This is a genomic window from Parasphingomonas zepuensis (genome assembly GCF_036663735.1).
Classification (GTDB): domain Bacteria; phylum Pseudomonadota; class Alphaproteobacteria; order Sphingomonadales; family Sphingomonadaceae; genus Sphingomonas.
The window spans coordinates 194,771-213,544 of record NZ_JAXOJO010000005.1; the positions used below are offsets into that span (position 1 = coordinate 194,771).

Annotated in this window: 17 protein-coding genes and 1 tRNA gene; 13 read left to right on the plus strand and 5 right to left on the minus strand. The window is 65.8% G+C overall.

The genetic code is table 11. The annotated features are described in order from the left end of the window. Positions 1–34: 34 nt before the first annotated feature. The 5 genes from U1769_RS18895 to U1769_RS18915 all read left to right on the plus strand — a co-directional run bounded on the left by U1769_RS18895 (position 35) and on the right by U1769_RS18915 (position 6,635). On the plus strand, positions 35–727 hold the full coding sequence (locus U1769_RS18895; protein ID WP_332719153.1) for a TetR/AcrR family transcriptional regulator: 693 nt from the start codon (positions 35–37) through the stop codon (positions 725–727). Between the two features lie 110 nt (positions 728–837). Next, positions 838–1,260 carry a hypothetical protein gene (locus tag U1769_RS18900; RefSeq protein ID WP_332719155.1) on the plus strand — a complete coding sequence of 141 codons (423 nt, stop codon included), beginning with the start codon at positions 838–840 and terminating at the stop codon, positions 1,258–1,260. Between the two features lie 180 nt (positions 1,261–1,440). Continuing rightward, positions 1,441–1,944, plus strand: a complete 504-nt coding sequence (locus U1769_RS18905; RefSeq protein WP_332719158.1) for an EF-hand domain-containing protein — start codon at positions 1,441–1,443, stop codon at positions 1,942–1,944. 562 nt (positions 1,945–2,506) lie between these two features. After that, entirely contained in the window at positions 2,507–5,347 is a 2,841-nt protein-coding gene (locus U1769_RS18910; RefSeq protein WP_332719160.1) for a M16 family metallopeptidase, read from the plus strand. Between the two features lie 142 nt (positions 5,348–5,489). After that, positions 5,490–6,635: a Yip1 family protein gene (locus U1769_RS18915; protein WP_332719162.1), complete on the plus strand. Its 1,146-nt coding sequence runs from the start codon at positions 5,490–5,492 to the stop codon at positions 6,633–6,635. Between the two features lie 56 nt (positions 6,636–6,691). Here U1769_RS18915 and U1769_RS18920 read toward each other — a convergent pair whose 3' ends face one another. Next, positions 6,692–7,684 (minus strand): cupin domain-containing protein, encoded by a 993-nt coding sequence (locus tag U1769_RS18920; RefSeq protein WP_332719164.1) that lies wholly within the window; start codon positions 7,682–7,684, stop codon positions 6,692–6,694. 574 nt (positions 7,685–8,258) lie between these two features. On the opposite strand from U1769_RS18920, the gene U1769_RS18925 reads away from it, so the two are divergent. Further along, positions 8,259–8,585: a UrcA family protein gene (locus U1769_RS18925; protein ID WP_332719835.1), complete on the plus strand. Its 327-nt coding sequence runs from the start codon at positions 8,259–8,261 to the stop codon at positions 8,583–8,585. A gap of 68 nt (positions 8,586–8,653) precedes the next feature. Here U1769_RS18925 and U1769_RS18930 read toward each other — a convergent pair whose 3' ends face one another. The 3 genes from U1769_RS18930 to U1769_RS18940 form a co-directional block, all read right to left on the minus strand. Beyond that, on the minus strand, positions 8,654–9,532 hold the full coding sequence (locus tag U1769_RS18930; protein ID WP_332719166.1) for a sterol desaturase family protein: 879 nt from the start codon (positions 9,530–9,532) through the stop codon (positions 8,654–8,656). 142 nt (positions 9,533–9,674) lie between these two features. Further along, positions 9,675–9,751: transfer RNA gene (locus tag U1769_RS18935), tRNA-Pro, on the minus strand. 60 nt (positions 9,752–9,811) lie between these two features. After that, positions 9,812–10,534, minus strand: coding sequence for a hypothetical protein (locus U1769_RS18940; RefSeq protein ID WP_332719168.1), 723 nt, complete (start codon positions 10,532–10,534; stop codon positions 9,812–9,814). A gap of 178 nt (positions 10,535–10,712) precedes the next feature. Between U1769_RS18940 and yajC the strand changes: the two genes are divergently transcribed. The 5 genes from yajC to U1769_RS18965 are packed head-to-tail and all read left to right on the plus strand — an operon-like array spanning position 10,713 to position 15,276. Then, a complete protein-coding gene (gene yajC, locus U1769_RS18945) occupies positions 10,713–11,045 on the plus strand; it encodes a preprotein translocase subunit YajC (protein WP_332719170.1) in 333 nt (110 codons plus the stop codon). Between the two features lie 4 nt (positions 11,046–11,049). Further along, positions 11,050–12,654 carry a protein translocase subunit SecD gene (gene secD / locus U1769_RS18950; RefSeq protein ID WP_332719172.1) on the plus strand — a complete coding sequence of 535 codons (1,605 nt, stop codon included), beginning with the start codon at positions 11,050–11,052 and terminating at the stop codon, positions 12,652–12,654. 13 nt (positions 12,655–12,667) lie between these two features. Then, positions 12,668–13,636 carry a protein translocase subunit SecF gene (secF, locus tag U1769_RS18955; RefSeq protein ID WP_332719174.1) on the plus strand — a complete coding sequence of 323 codons (969 nt, stop codon included), beginning with the start codon at positions 12,668–12,670 and terminating at the stop codon, positions 13,634–13,636. 20 nt (positions 13,637–13,656) lie between these two features. Beyond that, on the plus strand, positions 13,657–14,028 hold the full coding sequence (locus U1769_RS18960; protein ID WP_332719176.1) for an MTH938/NDUFAF3 family protein: 372 nt from the start codon (positions 13,657–13,659) through the stop codon (positions 14,026–14,028). Between the two features lie 60 nt (positions 14,029–14,088). Then, a complete protein-coding gene (locus U1769_RS18965; protein ID WP_332719178.1) occupies positions 14,089–15,276 on the plus strand; it encodes a DUF3089 domain-containing protein in 1,188 nt (395 codons plus the stop codon). Between the two features lie 15 nt (positions 15,277–15,291). Here U1769_RS18965 and U1769_RS18970 read toward each other — a convergent pair whose 3' ends face one another. Continuing rightward, positions 15,292–16,116 carry a cupin domain-containing protein gene (locus U1769_RS18970; protein WP_332719180.1) on the minus strand — a complete coding sequence of 275 codons (825 nt, stop codon included), beginning with the start codon at positions 16,114–16,116 and terminating at the stop codon, positions 15,292–15,294. Positions 16,117–16,240: 124 nt separating this feature from the next. Between U1769_RS18970 and U1769_RS18975 the strand changes: the two genes are divergently transcribed. Both U1769_RS18975 and recN read left to right on the plus strand, forming a co-directional pair. After that, a complete protein-coding gene (locus U1769_RS18975) occupies positions 16,241–17,071 on the plus strand; it encodes an outer membrane protein assembly factor BamD (RefSeq protein WP_332719182.1) in 831 nt (276 codons plus the stop codon). 31 nt (positions 17,072–17,102) lie between these two features. Continuing rightward, positions 17,103–18,767, plus strand: a complete 1,665-nt coding sequence (gene recN, locus U1769_RS18980; protein ID WP_332719185.1) for a DNA repair protein RecN — start codon at positions 17,103–17,105, stop codon at positions 18,765–18,767. The last annotated feature ends 7 nt before the right edge of the window (positions 18,768–18,774 follow it).

The following is an 18,774-nucleotide window of genomic DNA, read 5'->3' on the forward strand; positions in this document are numbered from 1 at the left end:
CATGCATGTATTGTCTCTGTCCGATTCCTGTTACATGGTCGTGACAAGCTATGTTTCACCTTCGGGCGCGAAGCCCGAAGGCGGCGATGCAGGCAGGAATGGATTGTCGGACGTGCTGGATTACAACGGAAATAATGGCGACAAGCGGGGCGCCGAAACCTATGCGCGATTGATCGACGCGACGGTCGGCTCGGTCTTCGACGATGGCTATGCGGGCGCGACGATGATGCGAATCGCCGAGCGCGCCGGTGTCACGCGCGGCGCCATCCAGCACCATTTCGGCGACCGGCGCGTCGATATCATCGCCAAGGTGACCGAGCATATTCTGAGCGAGCGCCAGGACGCCTATGCCGCCTTCTACGGCAAGACGGCGGAGGGCGAGGCGATCGATCCCCGCAGCACGATGAAGGCGGCCTATCGCGACCCGGCGACCTGGTTCCTGATCGAGGTTTGGATCGCCTCCAAGTCCGACCAGGAGCTTCGCGAGCGCGTCAATGCGACTCTGCGCGACGTGAATGACCGGCGCGACATCGACATCGCCGCCCATGCCATCGGGTTCGACGAGGCGAGCTTTCGCGTCCTCAAATATTTCCTGCGCTCGCTGACGCGCGGACTCGCGATCGAATATTCGCGCAAGCCCGACGACGCGCTGTTCGACGCCGTCGTCGACCTCGCGATGGACGCCATGGCGTATGAGGTCGAGCGCCGCGCGCGTGCGGCCTCCTGAATACCCGCTCGTAAGGAAGACAGCCGGGCCGTCCACCTCCGGCTGGTCACGCTGCGGCTCACCGCCCGAAGCGGCTTGCCGCCCGTCGCTTTCCCGGCTTACACCCGCGCATGCAGCAACTCGCCCCCGCCTATCTCACCACGCTCGCGACTCAGATCGGCGCGTTGAGCGCCTTTCTCGGCGGGTTTGCGGCGACCTATCTCGCCACTTTCCTCACGTTCGGCCAGCGCTCGCGCCCGGCGTCGGTCGCGATCGGCGGCGCGGTGACGTCAGCGGTCGGCTTCATCGTCGCGGTCATCGCCTCGACCATGCTGATCGCCGCGCTTCATCCCGACGCACCTGCGGGCGCCAGCCGGATGGCGGATGCCGGACGCGCGATCATGTCGCTTAGCTTCGTGCTCGGATTGCTCGCGCTGCTGGTCAGTCTCGGCGTCAGTGGCTGGACGCGTTCGCGCGCCATGGGCCTGACCACCAGCATCACCGCCGGCCTGGGGGTGATCGTCGTGCTGTCGCTGGTGCTGCAGACGAGGTGAGGCGTAGCCTGAGGCCAATGCGCACTCCTTCCGCGCCGCCCCTCCTGCTTCCCGACACCCACCACAGCGGAACTCCGCCCGCCCCGGCCCGTTCACCCCGCGGCCAGCTTGCCCCGCCTATTCCGGCGCCGCACTAGTGCCGCGCGCCGCCCTTGGTCGGTGCGCCGTGAAAGGATGATCATGTTCCCCACCACCCTCACCAAAATGGCCGCCACGCTCGGCCTGCTGGCCGCGCCGGCGCTGCTCGCCGCGCAGGCCAGGACACCCGCGCCGCTTCAGGGCGATGTGACGCGCGCGCAGATGGAAGCGCAGGTGAAGCTGGTGTTCGACCGCGCCGATACCAACAAGGACAATTTCATGAGCCGTGACGAGTTCGGCAAGCGCATGGGCGTGGTGCTGAACCGGACCCCGCCCGGCGCGCCGAACGCACCATCCAGGGAACAGGCGCAGAAGATGCTCGACGCCGCTATGGCTGCATTCAATGCGGTCGATGCCAATCACGACGGCAAGCTCAGCCGGGTCGAGGCCGGCTCGCGTGCGCTGAGCCAGTTCGATCTGCTCGATACGAACCATGACGGGGTCGTCACCGTCGCCGAGAAGGCAGCGGCCCGCAAACAGGCAGTGCCGATCGGTCCGGTCGGGCCTAATGGTCCGGCCGCCGGGGCCAAGACTCCCGGCCGCTGAGGCCCGGTGTTGTTCCCTGTCCGCAACCAGCGCGGCGGCCATGCGAAACGGATCCCCGGCAACGCCAATATCGACCGGGCGGCCTTGCCGGTGTGCTCAGCGGGCAGATTCAATGGCGGGACGCGATATGCTCTTATGCGGCGCGGGCACCATGCCCGTAGCGGCTGGAATTCATCGTGCACACTATAGACACCCCGGTGACAAAACTAATCCATAATTTACAAGATCAGAATATTATATTATTTCATAGAAATGACCTATTTCATCACGAAATGTCCATCGAGTCATTATTTCCAACAAATATAGTAAGGCAATATTGCAGCGTTTCAGAATCGCCCTCACCCTCCATGGGTGACATAAATCGGAAAATACTGCCGCGCGATCCGACGCGGCCAAGCACAGCGTCCCTATATCGGCGCATGATCAGCGCGCCTGTTCATTATCGATGTCGGGAAAGTCTTTACCCCCCGGCCAGTATCGGCGGTGTATTGTGCGATTGACACAGCAACGCGCGGGCGCGACACCCTCCCGCAATCCTTGTCCCGTATACCGGAGCCAGTTCATGCGCCTTACCCGTGCCGCCCTCCTGCTCGGCGCCGCCCTGCTTCCCCTCTCGGCCCAGGCGCAAACGGCGCCCGCACCGGCGGCCGCGGCGGTCAAGCCGATCGCCTTCACGGAACGCACGCTCGCCAATGGGCTGAAGGTCTATGCGATCCGCGATACCGGCACGTCGAACGTCTCGGTGCAGGTCTGGTACGATGTCGGGTCGAAGGACGATCCCGCCGGCCGCTCGGGCTTTGCGCACATGTTCGAGCATCTGATGTTCAAGGCGACGCGCAACCTCGTCTCCGAACAGATGGACCGGCTGACCGAGGATGTCGGCGGCTACAACAACGCCTCCACCAATGACGACTATACCAATTATTACGAGGTCGTCCCCGCCAACCATCTGCAGCGCCTGCTCTTCGCCGAAGCCGATCGCATGGCGAGCCTGGTGGTCGAGCCCAAGAGCTTCGCATCGGAACGCGACGTGGTGAAGGAGGAGCTGCGCTCGCGCACCCTGGCCCAGCCTTACGGCAAGCTGTTCTCGATCTATTTCCCCGAAATCTCCTACACGACGCATCCTTATGCCCGGCCCGGCATCGGCAGCCTGGAGAATCTCGAAAGCGCCACGATCGACGATGTCCGCGCCTTCCACGCGACCTATTACCGGCCGGACAATGCGATCCTGGTGGTTTCGGGCAATTTCGATCCGCAGCAGCTCGATGCTTGGGTCGACCAGTATTTCGCCGGCATCCGAAAGCCCGACCGCCCGATCCCGCGCGTCTCCGTCACTGAGCCCGAGCGGACTAAGGCGACTCATGTCACCGTCTATGAGGCGAACACGCCGCTGCCCGCGGTCGCGATCAGCTATCCGCTGCCGACCGATAATGATCCCGACAGCCCGGCGCTGAGCGTGCTGAACGCAGTGCTGTCGCAGGGCGAAAGCTCGCGGCTCTACGAATCCCTCGTCTATCGCGACCAGCTGGCCCAGGCCGCCGAGACCTATCTCGACACCAAGCAGGGTCCGGGCGCACTCGGCGTCTTCGCCATCCTCGCCGGCGGCAAGACCGCTGAGGCCGGCGAAGCGGCACTGCGGCGCGAGATCGCCCGCCTGCGCGACGCGCCCGTCACCCCGGCCGAGTTGGCCGAGGCGAAGAACGAGATCCTGACCGGCGCGCTCAAGGGCCGCGAGACGGCCGAGGGCAAGGCCTCCACCCTTGCCGCCTCCGTCATCATCAACGGCGATCCGCGTGCGGCCGACCGCCAGCTCGCCGCGATCGCCCGGGTATCCGCGGCGGACTTGCAGCGCGTCGCGCGGGAATATCTGCGCGACGAACGCTCGGCGACGATCTGGTATCTGCCCGCCGAAAGCGCGCCCGCCGGCGTGAAGGGCGACACCGTCACCGTGGCCTCGACCGTGCAGGTTGCCCCGCTGGTAACGCCGCCCGATGTCGTGGTGGTGACGCCGGCCCCGGCGGCCGAGCGCATCGCGCCGCCCGCGCCGGGTGCGGCCGTCAGCCCCGCCATCCCTTCACCGCAGGAACTGAGACTGGCCAACGGCCTGCGCGTGATCGTGGTCGAGAAACATGACCTGCCGCTGCTCACGGCTTCGCTGGTCGCGAGCGGCGGTGGTGCAGCCGATCCGGCCAATCGGGCCGGCGTCGGCAGCCTGACCGCCGACCTGCTGACCAAGGGCACCAAGACGCGCTCGGCAACTCAGATCGCGGCGGAGATCGAGGCGCTGGGCGGCTCGATCGGCGCCGACGCCAGCTGGGACGGATCGTCGATCGACGTGACGGTGAAGTCCGATCAAGCGGCCCCGGCGCTCGCCATCCTCGCCGATGTCGCGCGCAACCCGGCCTTCGCCGCCGAGGAGCTCGAGCGGGCCCGCGCCCAGGCGATCGACGGGGTGAACGTAACGCTCAAGAATCCGGCGCAGCTCGCCGGGCTCGTTGCCGGCCGCGCGGTCTTCGGCAGCCAGCCCTATGGCCATGTGCTGTCGGGCACGCCGGAATCGCTGAAGGCGATCGCAGCCGCTGACATCCGCGCCGCTTATGCGAGAACGTGGCAGCCCGGGCAGGCGACGCTGATCGTGGTCGGCGACATCACGACGGCTGCGGCAAAGGCGCTGGCGGAGAAGAATTTCGGCAGCTGGAAGCGGACTGGACCGGCTGTCCCGGTCGCGGCCCCCGTCGCCGCAACGGCCTGGCCAGCCCCGCGCGTGATCGTCGTCGACATGCCCGGCGCGGGCCAGGCCGGCGTGGTCGTCGCGCGACCCGGCATCGCGCGGCGCGACCCGGCCTTCTATCCGGCGAGCGTGGCCAACACCGTGCTCGGCGGCGGCTTCTCATCGCGGCTCAACCAGGAAATCCGGATCAAACGCGGCCTGGCTTATGGCGCCGGCAGCTCGCTGTCGGCACGGCGCGCTCCGGGCTCGATCTCGGCGCGCACCCAGACCAAGAACCCGACCGCACCGGAGACGGTCGCGATCATGGTGGCGGAACTGAAGCGGCTCGGCAGCGAGCCGGTGCCGGCCAACGAGCTCGAGCCACGCAAGGCGACCTTGATCGGCGATTTCGGGCGGGGCATCGAGACGACCGACGGCATCGCGGACGCGCTGGGCGACTATGTCGTGCAGGACGTGCCGCTGAGCGAGCTCAGGGCCTTCACGGGCTCGGTCTCGGCGGTCGATCCGGCCGCCGTCCAGGCTGCCGCCGCGAAATTGCTCGATCCGTCCCGCGCGAGCATCGTCGTGGTCGGCGATGCGAAAGACTTCGTCGATGCGCTCAGAAAGGACTATCCGACACTCGAACTCATCCCGGCCAGCGCCCTCAATCTGGACAGCGCCGTGCTGAAATAACCCGTGTCGGCCGCAAAACCGTCGTGCATGTCGCCTTGATCCTATCCTTCGGATTGATCCTGCCTAGGGTCGCGCGCCGGGGGGCAGGAGCAACAGGGAGCAGGCCATGGCCACGCATATTCCAGGCGATCGACCCACGAGCATGACGGAACGGATCAAGCGGCTGCTGACCGCGCCGGCACAGGAATGGCCGCGGATCGACGCGGAGCCGATGACAATCAAGGGCATCTATACCGGCTGGGTCGTGCCGCTGGCGGCGATCGGCCCGGTCGCCGGCCTGATCGGCTCGCTGATCTTCGGCTACAGCTTCCTGGGCATCACCTATCGCCCGCCGATCGGCGCGGCGGTCAGCACCGCTCTGGTCGGCTATGTCCTCGCGCTGATCGGCACCTACGTCCTGGCGCTGATCATCGACGCGCTGGCGCCGAGCTTCGGCGGAACGAAGAATATAGTCTCGGCCTTCAAGGTCGCGGCCTTTTCCGCGACGGCCGGCTGGCTCGCGGGGATCTTTCAGATCCTCCCGACCCTCGGCTGGCTCGCGCTGCTTGGCTGCCTGTACGGCCTTTACCTGCTGTGGATCGGGCTGCCGATACTGATGAAGGTGCCGGCGGAGCGGACTCTGCCCTATGTGGCGGTGATCATGGTGGTCGGGATCGTCGTCTTCCTGGTCATCGCCGCGGTCGCCGCGCAGGTGAGCGCCACGATCGCCCGCCCGGTCTTCGCCTCCGACGCCGGGAGCGTGAGCGGGACGCTGAATATCCCCGGCGTGGCTGAGGTCGATCTCGCCAAGGCGAATGCCGCGGTCGAGCGCATGAAGGTCGCCACCGAGAAGATGCAGAACGGCACCGCGACCCCGATCCCCGCCACGGCGCTCCAGGCGCTGCTGCCGGCATCGATCGGCGGCTTCACCCGCGGCGATACGGAGACTCAGAGCGGCGGCGTCGGCGGGATCGCGGGCAGTCATGCCGAAGGACGCTACACGCTCGGCGACAAGAGCTTCAGCCTGTCCGTGACCGACATGGGCGCTGCGGGGGCGCTGGCGTCTCTGGGCGGCGCGATGAACATGGAGACGAGCCGGCAGACCGCCACGGGATATGAGAAGACCGAAATGGCCGGCGGCGCGATGGTCAGCCAGAAGTGGAACACCGAATCGGGCCGCGGCAGCTACGGCAGGATGGTCGCCAGCCGCTTCATGGTATCAGCCGATGGCGAGGCCCCGACCATCGATACGCTTAAACAGGCGGTGGCGTCGATCGACACGGGCAGGCTGGCGGCGCTGGCGCAATGAAAAAGCCCCGCCTGCCAACGCAGACGGGGCCTCTCAATTTCCGGACTGGTCCGGCTTCACTGCCGGCCACCCGATTCAGGCGCGTAATTGTGCAACCCGCGCGGGAAGGGGTTGATCGCGACGCGGGTGGCGGACTGGCCGACCGGACCACCGAAGCTCGCCCGGTGCCACCGCCCGACTTCAGCGGTGACGACGTCCCCGGCCGAAGCCGTGAAGAACGGCACGCCCTCGATCTGATAATCGACATTGCCCTCCATGATGAACCAGAACTCGCTGTAATTCGTATGGAAATGGCCAAGATTGCTCGGCGGCGGGGTGGGCGTGCCCTTGCCGCGGATATTGTTGACGAACATGTGATCGCTCGCAATGAACGCGCCCGCACGCGCATCTGCGCCGATCACGTCCTTGTAATAATCGAGATAGGGCTTGTTGGTGCCATCATAGACGCCGTCGCCGCCCGACAGGATCGCCTTGGTGTACGTATAGCCCTTGCCGTCCGCCGGCTTGGCCGGCGTGCTCGTTTCCGGATAGATCGGGATGTCGCCGGCTTCGTGAATCTCCAGCCACAAGGCAGGCGCCGAGCCGACCGTCTCAAGCGTGAAGGGTAGGCGCAGCGGCACGTTGATCTCGAAGCCCTTGGAAGCGACGAACGGCTCCTGCCCCTTGATGCTGACCCGGACCTGGCCGCTCCAGACGATCATCGCGACTCGGTTGTCGGCGTAGAGGACTTCGGGTTTCCGGCCACCGGGGGCGAGCTGATGCCAGTCGGCGGCAAGGTCCTTGTTGCGGACGATCGGCTGCGACCAGCTCGCCTGGCCCTTGTGCAGCGCGAGCACGTCGGCGAGCTTCCACCAAGGCTTGTTCGGCGCGATATAGGCTTGGACCGGCGTCTTCTTCGGCACCCAGCCGAAGATCGGCGGCGGCGGCGCAGGACGGGCTGCAGGCGGAGCGGCTTGCGGCGCGGGCGCCGCCTGGGCGAATGCCTGCTGCGCCAGCAGCGCGGCGGTTCCGATCAATCCGGCAGTCATCGTGGTTTTCAGAACACGCATCAGTCATCTCCCTCCAAAAGGACCGGCGCGCGCCGCCGGATTTCAGCTCACCGTCCCTCGGCTATTGCCGTGTGCTGGGCGGGGAGTCGGAGCGACCTATATCAAATATATGATATAGGAAAAGCGGATTTGCTGCCTGCAGGCGATCTTGCCAGCTGGTTTCTTTACGGGGCGTTCCCTTCGATCCCGGATATCGCCGAAACAATAAAGAGGCGGCGCATCGGAAGGAGCGACGCGCCGCCTTACAGCGCCGGGATGGGGCGCGCTGCCTAGAGCCAAGGACTCCTGGATCCGAGATCCTTTGCCTTGTTGAGCCGACCATGGTGCCCAACCCGTTATCGGAATATTTCGCTGCGGCGCCAAAGCATTGCAAATGCAACCGGGTTATCAGGAAGCATTGAGCGGCCACAGCGCGCCGTACCCAGGCCACGTTGCGCTTTTCGCAGGCTTGCCCGGTTGCATCGCCAACCGCCGTCCGGGCTACCGATGTCACCAAGCAGGCACGGCCTGAAACCCCGATGCCATCGTCCGTTGCGATCATCGTCGTCCCGCAAGAGCGAAAGGATGACATGTGATGCGATGGACCAAAATCACAAGCTGGTTGATTGGGCTGGCCGCCGCGATGGTGCCGACGGTGGTCGCTGCCCATGATCGATCTGTCGAGGTCGATGTGGATGCGACGGGACTCGACCTGACGACCGAAGCCGGCCTCAGGCAGTTTGACCAGCGGTTACGCGATGCAGTGACCCGCGCCTGCGCCGGTCATTCGGGCAAGGCTCCCATCTCGTTTCTGCCCGGACCAGGCGGCAAAGGACCGTTCATCGTCACGCGCGGCAAGAGCGACAGGGACATCTGCCGGCAGGAAGCATCGCGCGAAATGCGCCTGTTTCGCGCCCGGTAAGTCGGCCGGGACCGCGAACGATCGTAGCGCTCACTGGAGAACCCGGAGCGGGTGTTGGCCGTCCAGTGCTATGTGATCGGGGTGAAGCGGGCGCTTTCCTTGGACATTCGCGCTGGCGAAGCAGGGACCACCTGGTTCGCTTCCGGCATATCAGCCGCTTCCCTGTAGCGCAGCGGGAGGTCCAGCCATTGGCGAAGGCTTCTTGGCTGATCGATCTGCGCCAGTCCGACCGCCGGCCACTCGTCCGGGCCGGGGTTGTGAACCGTCCCGAACAGGCGATCCCAGATCGTGAAATTAATCGCGAAATTCCTGTCGAAATGTTGCGGCTCGAGCGAGTGGTGGATGCGATGAAATCGGTTATCCGCCAACAGGATCCGCATGAAACCGAAGTTTACCCGGGACGGCGAGTGAATGAACACCACCTGGAACCAGATCAGGAAACTGACGAGGCCCGGCTTTTCACCATAGTCGACCGTGACCAGGCTGAGCGGAATCGTGATGATGAGCATGTTGAAGAATGCTTCACTCACATGATGGAATGAGTTTACGCCGTTCAGATCGCGAACCGAGTGATGGACCGCGTGAAAACGCCATAGCCACGCGTGCTGGGCCCGGTGATACCAATAGGCAAAGAAATCGGCCACCAGCAGGCCAATCAACATCGCGCCGGTTACCGCAAATGGGCCAGCCCATCCCATCGCATGCACGGCATCGACCGAGAATAGAGGAGGCAGCCCGATAGCACCCCACAGTTCGAGCAGCAGGAAGTTGGTAATCCCCGTAACCGGCAGCCACACCGCCCAGAACACCAGCCCCGACAAGCGTGACGCGACCGGGCTGCCCTCCTTGGGAAACGAGATCTCGATCGCGGTGACGAAGAGAAAGATCAGCGCCCATCCGAGATAGGCGCGTTCGGTGGCAACGCCAAAGTCGGTCAGAAAATCCATGCGCCACTCTCGCGCGGAACGGTTAAGGATTCCCGAGCGGACGATAAACTATGCGCTTATCCGGCGAGCGCGGACTGGTGCGCGGATCGCGAGCAGGCGGAGAGTAGGGCCGCCCGGTGCCGCCAACCGATTGCCAAATCTCTGGTCGGGGCGACAGGATTCGAACCTGCGACCCCCACACCCCCAGTGTGATGCGCTACCAGGCTGCGCTACGCCCCGACCGAGGGTGGGGCACATATGCGGGTGGGGCTCGGGATGCAAGCGCGGAAGGTGGGGTGGCTAGTCCCTGATCTGGCCGAGCGGCAGGAGTCGCTTCGCCAGCGCCTGGACCATTCGCCGATCCCCGCCCTTCAGCGCATTGACCAGTTCGGCCGCGCGACGTTGCATCAGGCGGTCGAGTGTCGTGGGCGTCGTGCCTCGGACCGCGGCGTTGGCAAGCGCAGCACCGCGCGCGTCGTCCGGATCGAGCGATAGCCGCAGCAGTGCGGCGAGCCCGCTGAACAGCGCTCGATCGCCACCGAGCGCCACCGCCCGATCGGTCGCCGCATACCCGATGGCCTTGCGCGCGCCGAGCACACCGCGTGCGGTCAGCCCGCCCAGCGCGGCGACCGCATCGATGTGCCAGCCGCCGAGCGCTGCCTGCGCCTCGGGATCCTGTGGATTCTTCGCGACAAGCGCCTCGAACTGGGCGCGGCATTCGAGCGCGTCGTGGCGGCTCTTGTTAAGCTTGGCGCGATAGCCGATCGCCATCGCCCGCGTCAGCAGCGCCTCGCTGTCATGCGGCGCCTTGGCAAGGGTCGCATTGGCATTGGCCTCGGCACCGGCGATCTGGGTTAGCGCCGCGGCCTTGTCGTGCGCGGTGAAGACAGCCTGGGTGAGCATGTCGCGTGACGCCGCCGAGGCAGCGGCCGGGACGACCAGCAGCAGGAGTGCAATGGCAGCCTTAAAGATGATTCGTCCCTTCAGGTGGGCCGGAAAGCCGGCCGGCTCGATTTGCTTCATACCCCAATCGCATCGCATGGAAATGCCATCTTCGCGTTGGACGCGTGACGCCTACCCGGGTTCCACCGGCCAAGGATTGTTGCGCGCCCATCGCACAAGTGATAGCGCGCGGCGCTTATAGAATGGGCCTTGCCCCTTTTTCGATACCCAGCCATTTCGGCCAGCCATTCAGGATGCCATGTTCGCAACCCCAGCCTATGCAGCCACCGCAGGCGCCGCCGCCGGCGGCAGTTCCTTCCTGGTGCTCATCCCCTATCTGCTGCTCATCCCGGTATTCTATTTCCTGGTGTTGCGGCCGCAGCAGCTGAAGGCGAAAGCGCACCGCGCCACGCTGGAAGCGGTGAAAAAGGGCGATTCGGTCGTGACTGCCGGCGGCGTCGTCGGCAAGGTCGTGAAGGTCGAGGAGCGTTTCGTGGACGTCGAGATCGCGCCCACCGTCAAGGTGCGCGTGGTGAAGTCGATGCTGGCGGAGGTCACTCCGTCCGGCACCGCGAAGCCGGCGAACGATTAATCCGATGCTTGATTTCCCGCGCTGGAAGATCACCTCGATCCTGGTGCTGCTCGCCGCGCTGATGGCGCTGGCGATCCCGAGCTTCTTCTCGGAAGACCAGACCAAGGCCTGGGGCTGGATCCCGCATCCCAGGATCAACCTCGGGCTCGATCTGGCCGGCGGCTCCTATCTTCTGCTCGAGGCCGATACCAAGGATCTGATCAACCAGCGCGTCGAACAGAAGCGCGACGAGGTTGCGGCCGCGATGAAGCGGGCGAAGCCGAAGATCGACATTGGCGACATCTCGACCCGGGACGGCAAGGTCAGCTTCATGCTGCGTGACGTATCCCAGGTCGATGCGGCGCGCGAGCAGCTCCAGACGCTGACCACCGGCGCCGGCCTTACCGGCCAGCGCGACTGGGACATCGAAGTCAGGGACGGCACGCGCTTCGTCATGACCCCGACCCAGGCCGGGATCGACCAACAGATCAACCAGGCGATGGGCGACGCCACCGAGGTCGTGCGCAAGCGCATCGACGAGCTTGGGACGCGCGAGCCGAACATCGTCCGGCAGGGCAACAGCCGCATCGTCGTTCAGGTACCGGGTCTGCAGAATCCGCAACAGCTGAAGGATCTGCTCGGCAAGACCGCCAAGCTTGAATTCAAGCTCGTCGACGAAACCGCCACAGATCCAGCTCAACTCGCCAAGGGTATTGCGCCCGTCGGCAGCCAGGTGCTGCCCTATCCAGGCAATCCTTCCGGCACACCGTTCATCGCGGTGAAACGATCAGTGATGCTGACCGGCGACCAGTTGATCAACGCCCAGCAAAGCAACGACCAGACGACCAACGAGCCGGAGGTGGTGATCACCTTCGACAGTCAGGGCGGGCGGAAGTTCGCGCGGGTTACTCAGGCTAATGTCGGCCATCCGTTCGCGATCATTCTGGACAACACCGTGCTTTCGGCGCCGGCCATCCGCGAACCGATCCTGGGCGGGACGGCGTCTATATCTGGTAGCTTCACGGTCGAGAGCGCCAACCAGTTGGCGATCGCCCTGCGCTCCGGCAAGCTGCCGGTGGCGCTGAAGGTGATCGAGGAACGCACCGTCGGCCCGGATCTCGGCAAGGATTCGATCGACGCCGGCATCAAGGCCTCGGTGATCGCGGTGATCCTGGTTATCGCCTTCATGCTGGTGACCTATGGTCGCTTCGGCATCTATGCGAATTTCGCCGTGGTCATCAACGTGGTGGTCATCATGGGCGTGCTGGCGGTGCTCAACGGCACGCTGACCCTGCCCGGCATCGCCGGTTTCGTGCTGACCATCGGCACCGCAGTAGACGCCAACGTGCTGATCAACGAACGAATCCGCGAAGAGCAACGGCGCGGTCGCAGCGTGATTCAATCGATCGAACTCGGCTACAAGGAAGCGAGCCGGACGATCTTCGAGGCTAACGCGACTCACGCCATCTCCGGCGTGATCATGCTGCTGCTCGGCTCAGGTCCGGTGAAGGGTTTCGCCGTCGTCCTGCTGATCGGCATCGCGACCTCGGTGTTCACCGCGGTGACCTTCACCCGTATGCTCGTCGTGCTCTGGGTCCGCCGTACGCGCCCCAGCCACCTCAATATTTGATCGGCGACCGGCCATGCGTCTCCTGAAACTCGTTCCCGACAATACGAACCTCCCGTTCGTCTCTCTGCGCAAATGGGCGTTCGGGCTCACCATGCTGCTGACCATTGCCGCCGTCGCCCTGGTGTTCGCGCGCGGCCTCAATCTGGGCGTCGACTTTGTCGGCGGCCTGATGATCGAGGAAAAGTTCGAGACACCACCTTCGACCGACAAGCTCCGGCAGGTGGTCGATCGGCTCGGGCTCGGCGAAGTGCGGCTTCAGTCGGTCGGCACTGATGGCAAGACCATCTCGATCAAGCTCCCACCGCCCGAGAGCACCGAAGAGGATGCGACCAACAAGGTTGTCGCGGCGGTGCAGACCGCGATCAACAAGGAGTTCCCGGACGCCCGCTTCTCGAAGCAGGACGCCGTCAGCGGCAAGGTTTCCACCGAGCTGATCTGGAAGGGCATTCTCGCGGTCGTGCTGGCCGTTGTCGGCATCGGCCTGTTCGCGATCTTCCGGTTCGAATGGCAGTTCGGCGTCTCGACCATGGTCGCGATCGTTCACGACGTGCTGATGACGCTCGGCTTCTTCGCGCTGACCCAGTTCGAGTTCGACCTGAACATCGTCGCGGCCGTGCTGACCATCATCGGCTATTCGATCAACGACAAGATCGTCATCGACGACCGAATCCGCGAGAATATGCGCCGCTATCGCAAGATGGACATGGCTCAGATAGTCGACCTGTCGGTCAACGAGACGCTGCCGCGTACGGTGATGACCTCGGTCACCATCCTGCTCGCGCTGTTCGCGCTGCTGATCTTCGGCGGCCATGTGCTGCGCGGCTTCACCGCGGCGATGATCCTCGGCATCTTCGTCGGCACCTATTCATCGATCTACGTTTCGTCCTCGCTGCTCATCTCGCTCGGCCTGCGCGCCGAGCCGAAGGGCGACGACACGCCTGGATCGAAGGCCGAGCGGGTCGCCTTCAAGGACATACCCTGAAGCCTGTCGGGTAACCCACGATGCGCATGGACAAAGGCCAGCAGACCGCCGGCCCGATCATCTCGGCCTTTTCCGGCGGCGGGTTCAAGGTCGATGACGGGGTCTATCGCGCGCTACTGCTCACGCCGGTGCGCGCGGATGGCTGGGCACCGCCGCCCATGGAGCAATTGAGCGCCGACGATGTCGCGCCGTTGCTCGCGCTCGATCCCTTTCCCGAATTCCTGCTGCTCGGCACCGGGCCTTCGCTGGTCCGCCCGCCCGTGTCGTTCGTGCGGGCAATCGAGGCGCACGGGCTAGGCATCGAGGCGATGGACAGCCGCGCCGCGGCCCGGGCCTGGGCGGTGCTGCGCGGCGAAGGCCGCTGGATCGCGGGGGCGCTCTACCCGCTTTGACCGCCGTTCGGCGTATCGCTATCATGGCCCCAGCTCGATAGCTTTGGGGGGAGAGATCGCATGAAGCTGCTCGCCGGACTGGCCTTGCTCGCCGTCCCGTCCTTTACCGTTCCCGCCGCCGCGCAGACGGCACCGATGGCAAGCACCGCACCGAAACCCGATTATACGCAGGATGCGGCATGGCTTTGCCGACCGGGCCGCACCGATGCCTGCGCGGTCAACCAGGACGTGACTGTCATCCAGGCGAACGGTAAGCGGAAGATCGAGAAATTCAAGGCGACCGCGACGCCCCAGTTCGACTGTTTCTACGTCTATCCGACAGTCTCCAACGATCCGACGCCCAACAGCGACATGACGGCCGGGCCGGAGGAGCTTGCGGTCGCGGCATCGCAGGCGGCCCGTTTCGCTTCGAAGTGCCGCGTGTTCGCGCCGCTTTATCGCCAGCTCACGCTGACGGCGCTCCGCGCGTTCATCAGCGGCCAGCCGGTGACGATGGACCGTGACACGCCCATCGCCGACATCACGGCCGCGTGGAACGACTATCTTGCGCGCGACAACAAGGGCCGCGGCGTCGTCCTGATCGGTCACAGCCAGGGATCGCTGGTGCTGAAGGAACTGATCGCCAAGACGATCGAGCCCCAGCCCGTTCGGCGCAACATGATCTCGGCGATGTTGCTGGGCGCCAACGTCGCCGTACCCGCGGGCAGGGACGTGGGCGGCGATTTCAAGCGGACCCCACTCTGCCGCACCGACGACCAGTTCAACTGCGTCATCAGCTATGCCAGCTTCCGCGCCGATGCGCCGCCGCCCGCCAACAGCCGTTTCGGCAAGGTGCCCGAGCCCGGCATGGTCGCAGCCTGCACCAATCCCGCGGCACTCGCCGGCGGCAAGGCAGTCGCCGATGCGATCCTGGGCGCAAAGGGTGGGGGGTTCGGCAGTGCCACGATGGGGCCGTGGACCAGCGACAACCTGCCCGTCACGACCAGCTTTGTGAAAGTGCCGGACCTGATCTCCACAGAATGCGTGTCGAAGGATGGGTTCACCTATCTCGCCGTCTCGGTGAACGCCGATCCGGCGGATCCGCGGACCGATACGATCGTCGGGGACGTCGCCGTTGGGGGCGTGATCCTGCCGGACTGGGGGCTGCACCTGATCGACATGCCGGTCGCGATGGGCAACCTCGTCGATCTCGCCGACCGCCAGGCGGCGGCATGGCGCGGCACGCCCTACAAGCCCAAGCGACGCTGAGCCCCTCGCCGCGAATCAGATTCGCTGGTCGCCGGGATAGGCAAGCAGCAGATCGCTGTCGGCCGAGGCCGTGATCTCGCAGCGGCCCTCGAGCGTGAGGCATTCGCCCGCGCGCCATGCCACGCCGTCCGCCGTGCCGTCGCCGCGCAGCGGCACGAACCAGCCGGTGAGGCCCGGCGGAAGCGTCACGACGCGGTGGCCGGCCGGCCAGCGTTCGAGCACGAATTTCGGCCCTTCGGCCAGGATCGTCCGATCCTCCGACAGCTTGCCCGGCGCTGGCAGAGGCTCGAACGGCACTGGATTCGATACCTCGACGCCAGCCTCCAGATGCAACTCGCGCGCGCTGCCATAATCATAGAGGCGGTAGGTCAGATCGACATTCTGCTGGACCTCGACCAGCGTGATGCCGGCACCGATCGCATGCACCGTGCCCGCTGGCGAATAGAAGAAATCGCCCGGCTTGACCGGTTTCCAGTCGAGCAGCTCCTCGATCGAGCCATCCAGCGACGCGGCGCGCAACGCTTCCTTCGTCATCGGCGCCTTGGTACCGAGCGCGATCGTCGCACCGGGCTCGGCGGCGAGGATCACCCAAGCCTCGTCCTTGCCGCGGGGATAACCGGCCGCGCGCGCGTCGGCGTCATCCGGATGGACCTGGACCGACAGCTTCTCGCTGGTGAAGAGATATTTGATCAGCAGATCGGGCTCGCCGGCATGAGGCGTCTGGAACCAGACCTCGCCGATCGGATCGCCGCCGGGCGCGGGATCGGCGAAGCCCGACCACAGCCGGTGCCGTCCCCACGGCTTTTCGACGCGCTTCGTGGCGAGCAAGGTTGCGGTCATGCGAGTCCCCTGGGAATGACGTGTGATAACGCGAACGCGCCGCCCCGGCCATCCGATCCCGGCCCGAACCCGACTCGCGAAAAACATTGTTCGCGCGCGAGCGCTTCGGCTAAGGGTTACGACGATGCGTATCCCCCTGTCCCGCTCGCTCGCGTTCGCGCTCATTGGCGCTTCGGCGTTCACCGTCTCCGGCTGTGCCGGCAACAAGGCCAAAAGCGATATTCCCTATGTCGCGCGCGATGTCGGCACGCTGTACACGACGGGCAAGAACCGGCTCGACCGCAAGCAGTACAAGCTGGCCGCGGCACTGTTCGACGAAGTCGAGCGCCAGCATCCCTATTCGATCTGGGCGCGCCGCGCGCAGCTGATGAGCGCCTTTTCCTATTATCTGGACCGCGACTACACCAGCTCGATCCAGTCGGCGCAGCGCTTCATCTCGGTCCATCCGGGCAACCGCGATGCGCCTTATGCCTATTATCTCATCGCGCTCGGCTATTACGAGCAGATCAGCGACGTCACCCGCGATCAGAAGATCACCCAGCAGGCGCTCGATTCGCTCGGGGAATTGACCCGGCGCTATCCCAATTCGCGCTATGCCGCCGATGCGCGGCTGAAGATCGATCTCGTCCGCGATCACCTTGCCGGCAAGGAAATGGAGATCGGCCGCTTCTACGAAACGCGCGGCCAGTGGCTCGCGGCGACCTTGCGCTTCCGTCGCGTGATCGACGATTATCAGACCACCACGCACGTGCCCGAGGCGCTGATGCGGCTGACCGAAACCTATCTCAACCTCGGCGTGCCCGAGGAAGCGAAGAAGGCCGCGGCCGTGCTGGGCGCCAACTATCCCGGCACCGACTGGTATCAGCGCGCCTACAAGCTGGTGCAGGAGCACCCGCCGGTTCCGGTCCCGGCCAAAGCCGCCGCGACGGTTGCGCCGGCGACGACGGGCGCCTGACGCGGCTCATGCCGCCCACGGGGTTGCCCTCTTGCTGACCTCGCTTTCCATCCGGGACGTCGTGCTGATCGAGGCATTGGACCTCGATTTCGGCGATGGGCTCGGCGTGCTGACCGGCGAGACCGGCGCGGGCAAATCGATCCTGCTCGATGCGCTGGGCCTTGCCCTGGGCGCGCGCGGCGAGACCGGACTGGTGCGCCAGGGCGCGAGCCAGGCCGTGGTGAGCGCCAGCTTCGACACGCCGCACGCCCAGGGGCCCATTGCCTCGCTGCTCGCCCAGAACGGCCTCGACGTCGAGCCGGGCGAGCCGCTGATCATCCGCCGCATCGTCAAGTCCGACGGCGGCAGCCGGGCGTTCGTCAATGATCAGCCGGCCTCTGCCGGACTGTTGCGCGAACTCGCCGTGCACCTCGTCGAGATCCATGGGCAGCATGACGATCGCGGCCTGCTCAACCCGCGCGGTCACCGTGCGCTGCTCGACGCGTTCGGGCGGATCGACGCTGGCCCCGCCGCCCGCGCGCACCGCGCCTGGCGCGAGGCGGACGACGCGCTGGCGATCGCCCGCGCCGAACTCGACACGATTGCGCGCGACCGCGAGTGGCTCGAACATGCCGTGGGCGAACTGACCACGTTCGGGCCCGAGCCGGGCGAGGAGGAAATCCTCGCGACCCGCCGGGCGGGCATGCAGCGCGGCGAGAAGATCGCCGGCGACCTGCAGGCCATCGCCGACCTGCTCGAAGGATCGGAGGGCGGGCTGGCCCGGCTCCGTCAGGCGGCGCGGGCGCTGGAGCGCGTCGCCGAAGATCACGATGCGCTGGGCGAAGCGCTGGAAGCGATCGACCGCGCGCTGGTCGAGGGTGGGCTGGCGCAGGAAAAGGTCGATGAGGCGGCGGAAGCGCTGGCCTTCGATCCGGCGCAGCTCGAAGCGGACGAAACGAGGTTGTTCGAACTGCGCGCGCTCGCCCGCAAGCACCGCGTGCAGCCCGACGATCTCGCGGCACTCACGGCCGACCTAACCGACAAGCTCGAGCGCATCGAAAGCGGCGGCGCGGGGATCGCTACGCTGGAGCGTGCAGCGCGGGACGCGGGCGCGGCCTATGAGGCGGCCGCCGATGCCCTGACCGCAGCCCGCACCGAGGCCGCCGCCCGGCTCGATGCGGCAGTGAAGGACGAACTGGCGCCACTCAAGCTCGACGCCGCGCGGTTCCGCACCGTCGTCGCGCCGCTCGGCAGCGATCACTGGGTCCCCGCGGGCAAGGACCGGGTCGAGTTCGAGATCTCGACCAATCCCGGCGCGCCGTTCGCGCCGCTCACCAAGATCGCCAGCGGCGGCGAATTGTCGCGCTTCATCCTGGCGCTCAAGGTCGCGCTGGCCGAGCAGGGCAGTGCGGCGACGATGATCTTCGACGAGATCGACCGCGGCGTCGGCGGCGCGGTAGCGAGCGCCATCGGCGAACGCCTCGCGCGACTGGCGGCCAACACCCAACTGCTGGTGGTGACGCACAGCCCGCAGGTCGCGGCGCGGGGGCGCCATCACCTGTTGATCGCGAAGAGCCATGACGGCTTCGTCACGCGCACCGGCGTGGTCCTGCTGGACGAATCGGCGCGACGCGAGGAGATCGCCCGGATGCTGTCCGGCGCGACGATCACCGACGAAGCGCGCGCCCAGGCCGAACGATTGCTGGAGGCGGCGTAACGCCCGG

Coding starts and splice junctions, on each gene's coding strand:
- U1769_RS18920 (WP_332719164.1), bottom strand. CDS start 7,684: ATGCGTGTTCTGAAAACCACGATGACTGCCGGATTGATCGGAACCGCC.
- U1769_RS18925 (WP_332719835.1), top strand. CDS start 8,259: ATGCGATGGACCAAAATCACAAGCTGGTTGATTGGGCTGGCCGCCGCG.
- U1769_RS18910 (WP_332719160.1), top strand. CDS start 2,507: ATGCGCCTTACCCGTGCCGCCCTCCTGCTCGGCGCCGCCCTGCTTCCC.
- U1769_RS18970 (WP_332719180.1), bottom strand. CDS start 16,116: ATGACCGCAACCTTGCTCGCCACGAAGCGCGTCGAAAAGCCGTGGGGA.
- U1769_RS18895 (WP_332719153.1), top strand. CDS start 35: ATGGTCGTGACAAGCTATGTTTCACCTTCGGGCGCGAAGCCCGAAGGC.
- U1769_RS18975 (WP_332719182.1), top strand. CDS start 16,241: ATGCGTATCCCCCTGTCCCGCTCGCTCGCGTTCGCGCTCATTGGCGCT.
- U1769_RS18960 (WP_332719176.1), top strand. CDS start 13,657: ATGCGCATGGACAAAGGCCAGCAGACCGCCGGCCCGATCATCTCGGCC.
- U1769_RS18900 (WP_332719155.1), top strand. CDS start 838: ATGCAGCAACTCGCCCCCGCCTATCTCACCACGCTCGCGACTCAGATC.
- U1769_RS18905 (WP_332719158.1), top strand. CDS start 1,441: ATGTTCCCCACCACCCTCACCAAAATGGCCGCCACGCTCGGCCTGCTG.
- secF (WP_332719174.1), top strand. CDS start 12,668: ATGCGTCTCCTGAAACTCGTTCCCGACAATACGAACCTCCCGTTCGTC.
- U1769_RS18930 (WP_332719166.1), bottom strand. CDS start 9,532: ATGGATTTTCTGACCGACTTTGGCGTTGCCACCGAACGCGCCTATCTC.
- yajC (WP_332719170.1), top strand. CDS start 10,713: ATGTTCGCAACCCCAGCCTATGCAGCCACCGCAGGCGCCGCCGCCGGC.
- U1769_RS18965 (WP_332719178.1), top strand. CDS start 14,089: ATGAAGCTGCTCGCCGGACTGGCCTTGCTCGCCGTCCCGTCCTTTACC.
- U1769_RS18915 (WP_332719162.1), top strand. CDS start 5,490: ATGACGGAACGGATCAAGCGGCTGCTGACCGCGCCGGCACAGGAATGG.
- secD (WP_332719172.1), top strand. CDS start 11,050: ATGCTTGATTTCCCGCGCTGGAAGATCACCTCGATCCTGGTGCTGCTC.
- U1769_RS18940 (WP_332719168.1), bottom strand. CDS start 10,534: ATGAAGCAAATCGAGCCGGCCGGCTTTCCGGCCCACCTGAAGGGACGA.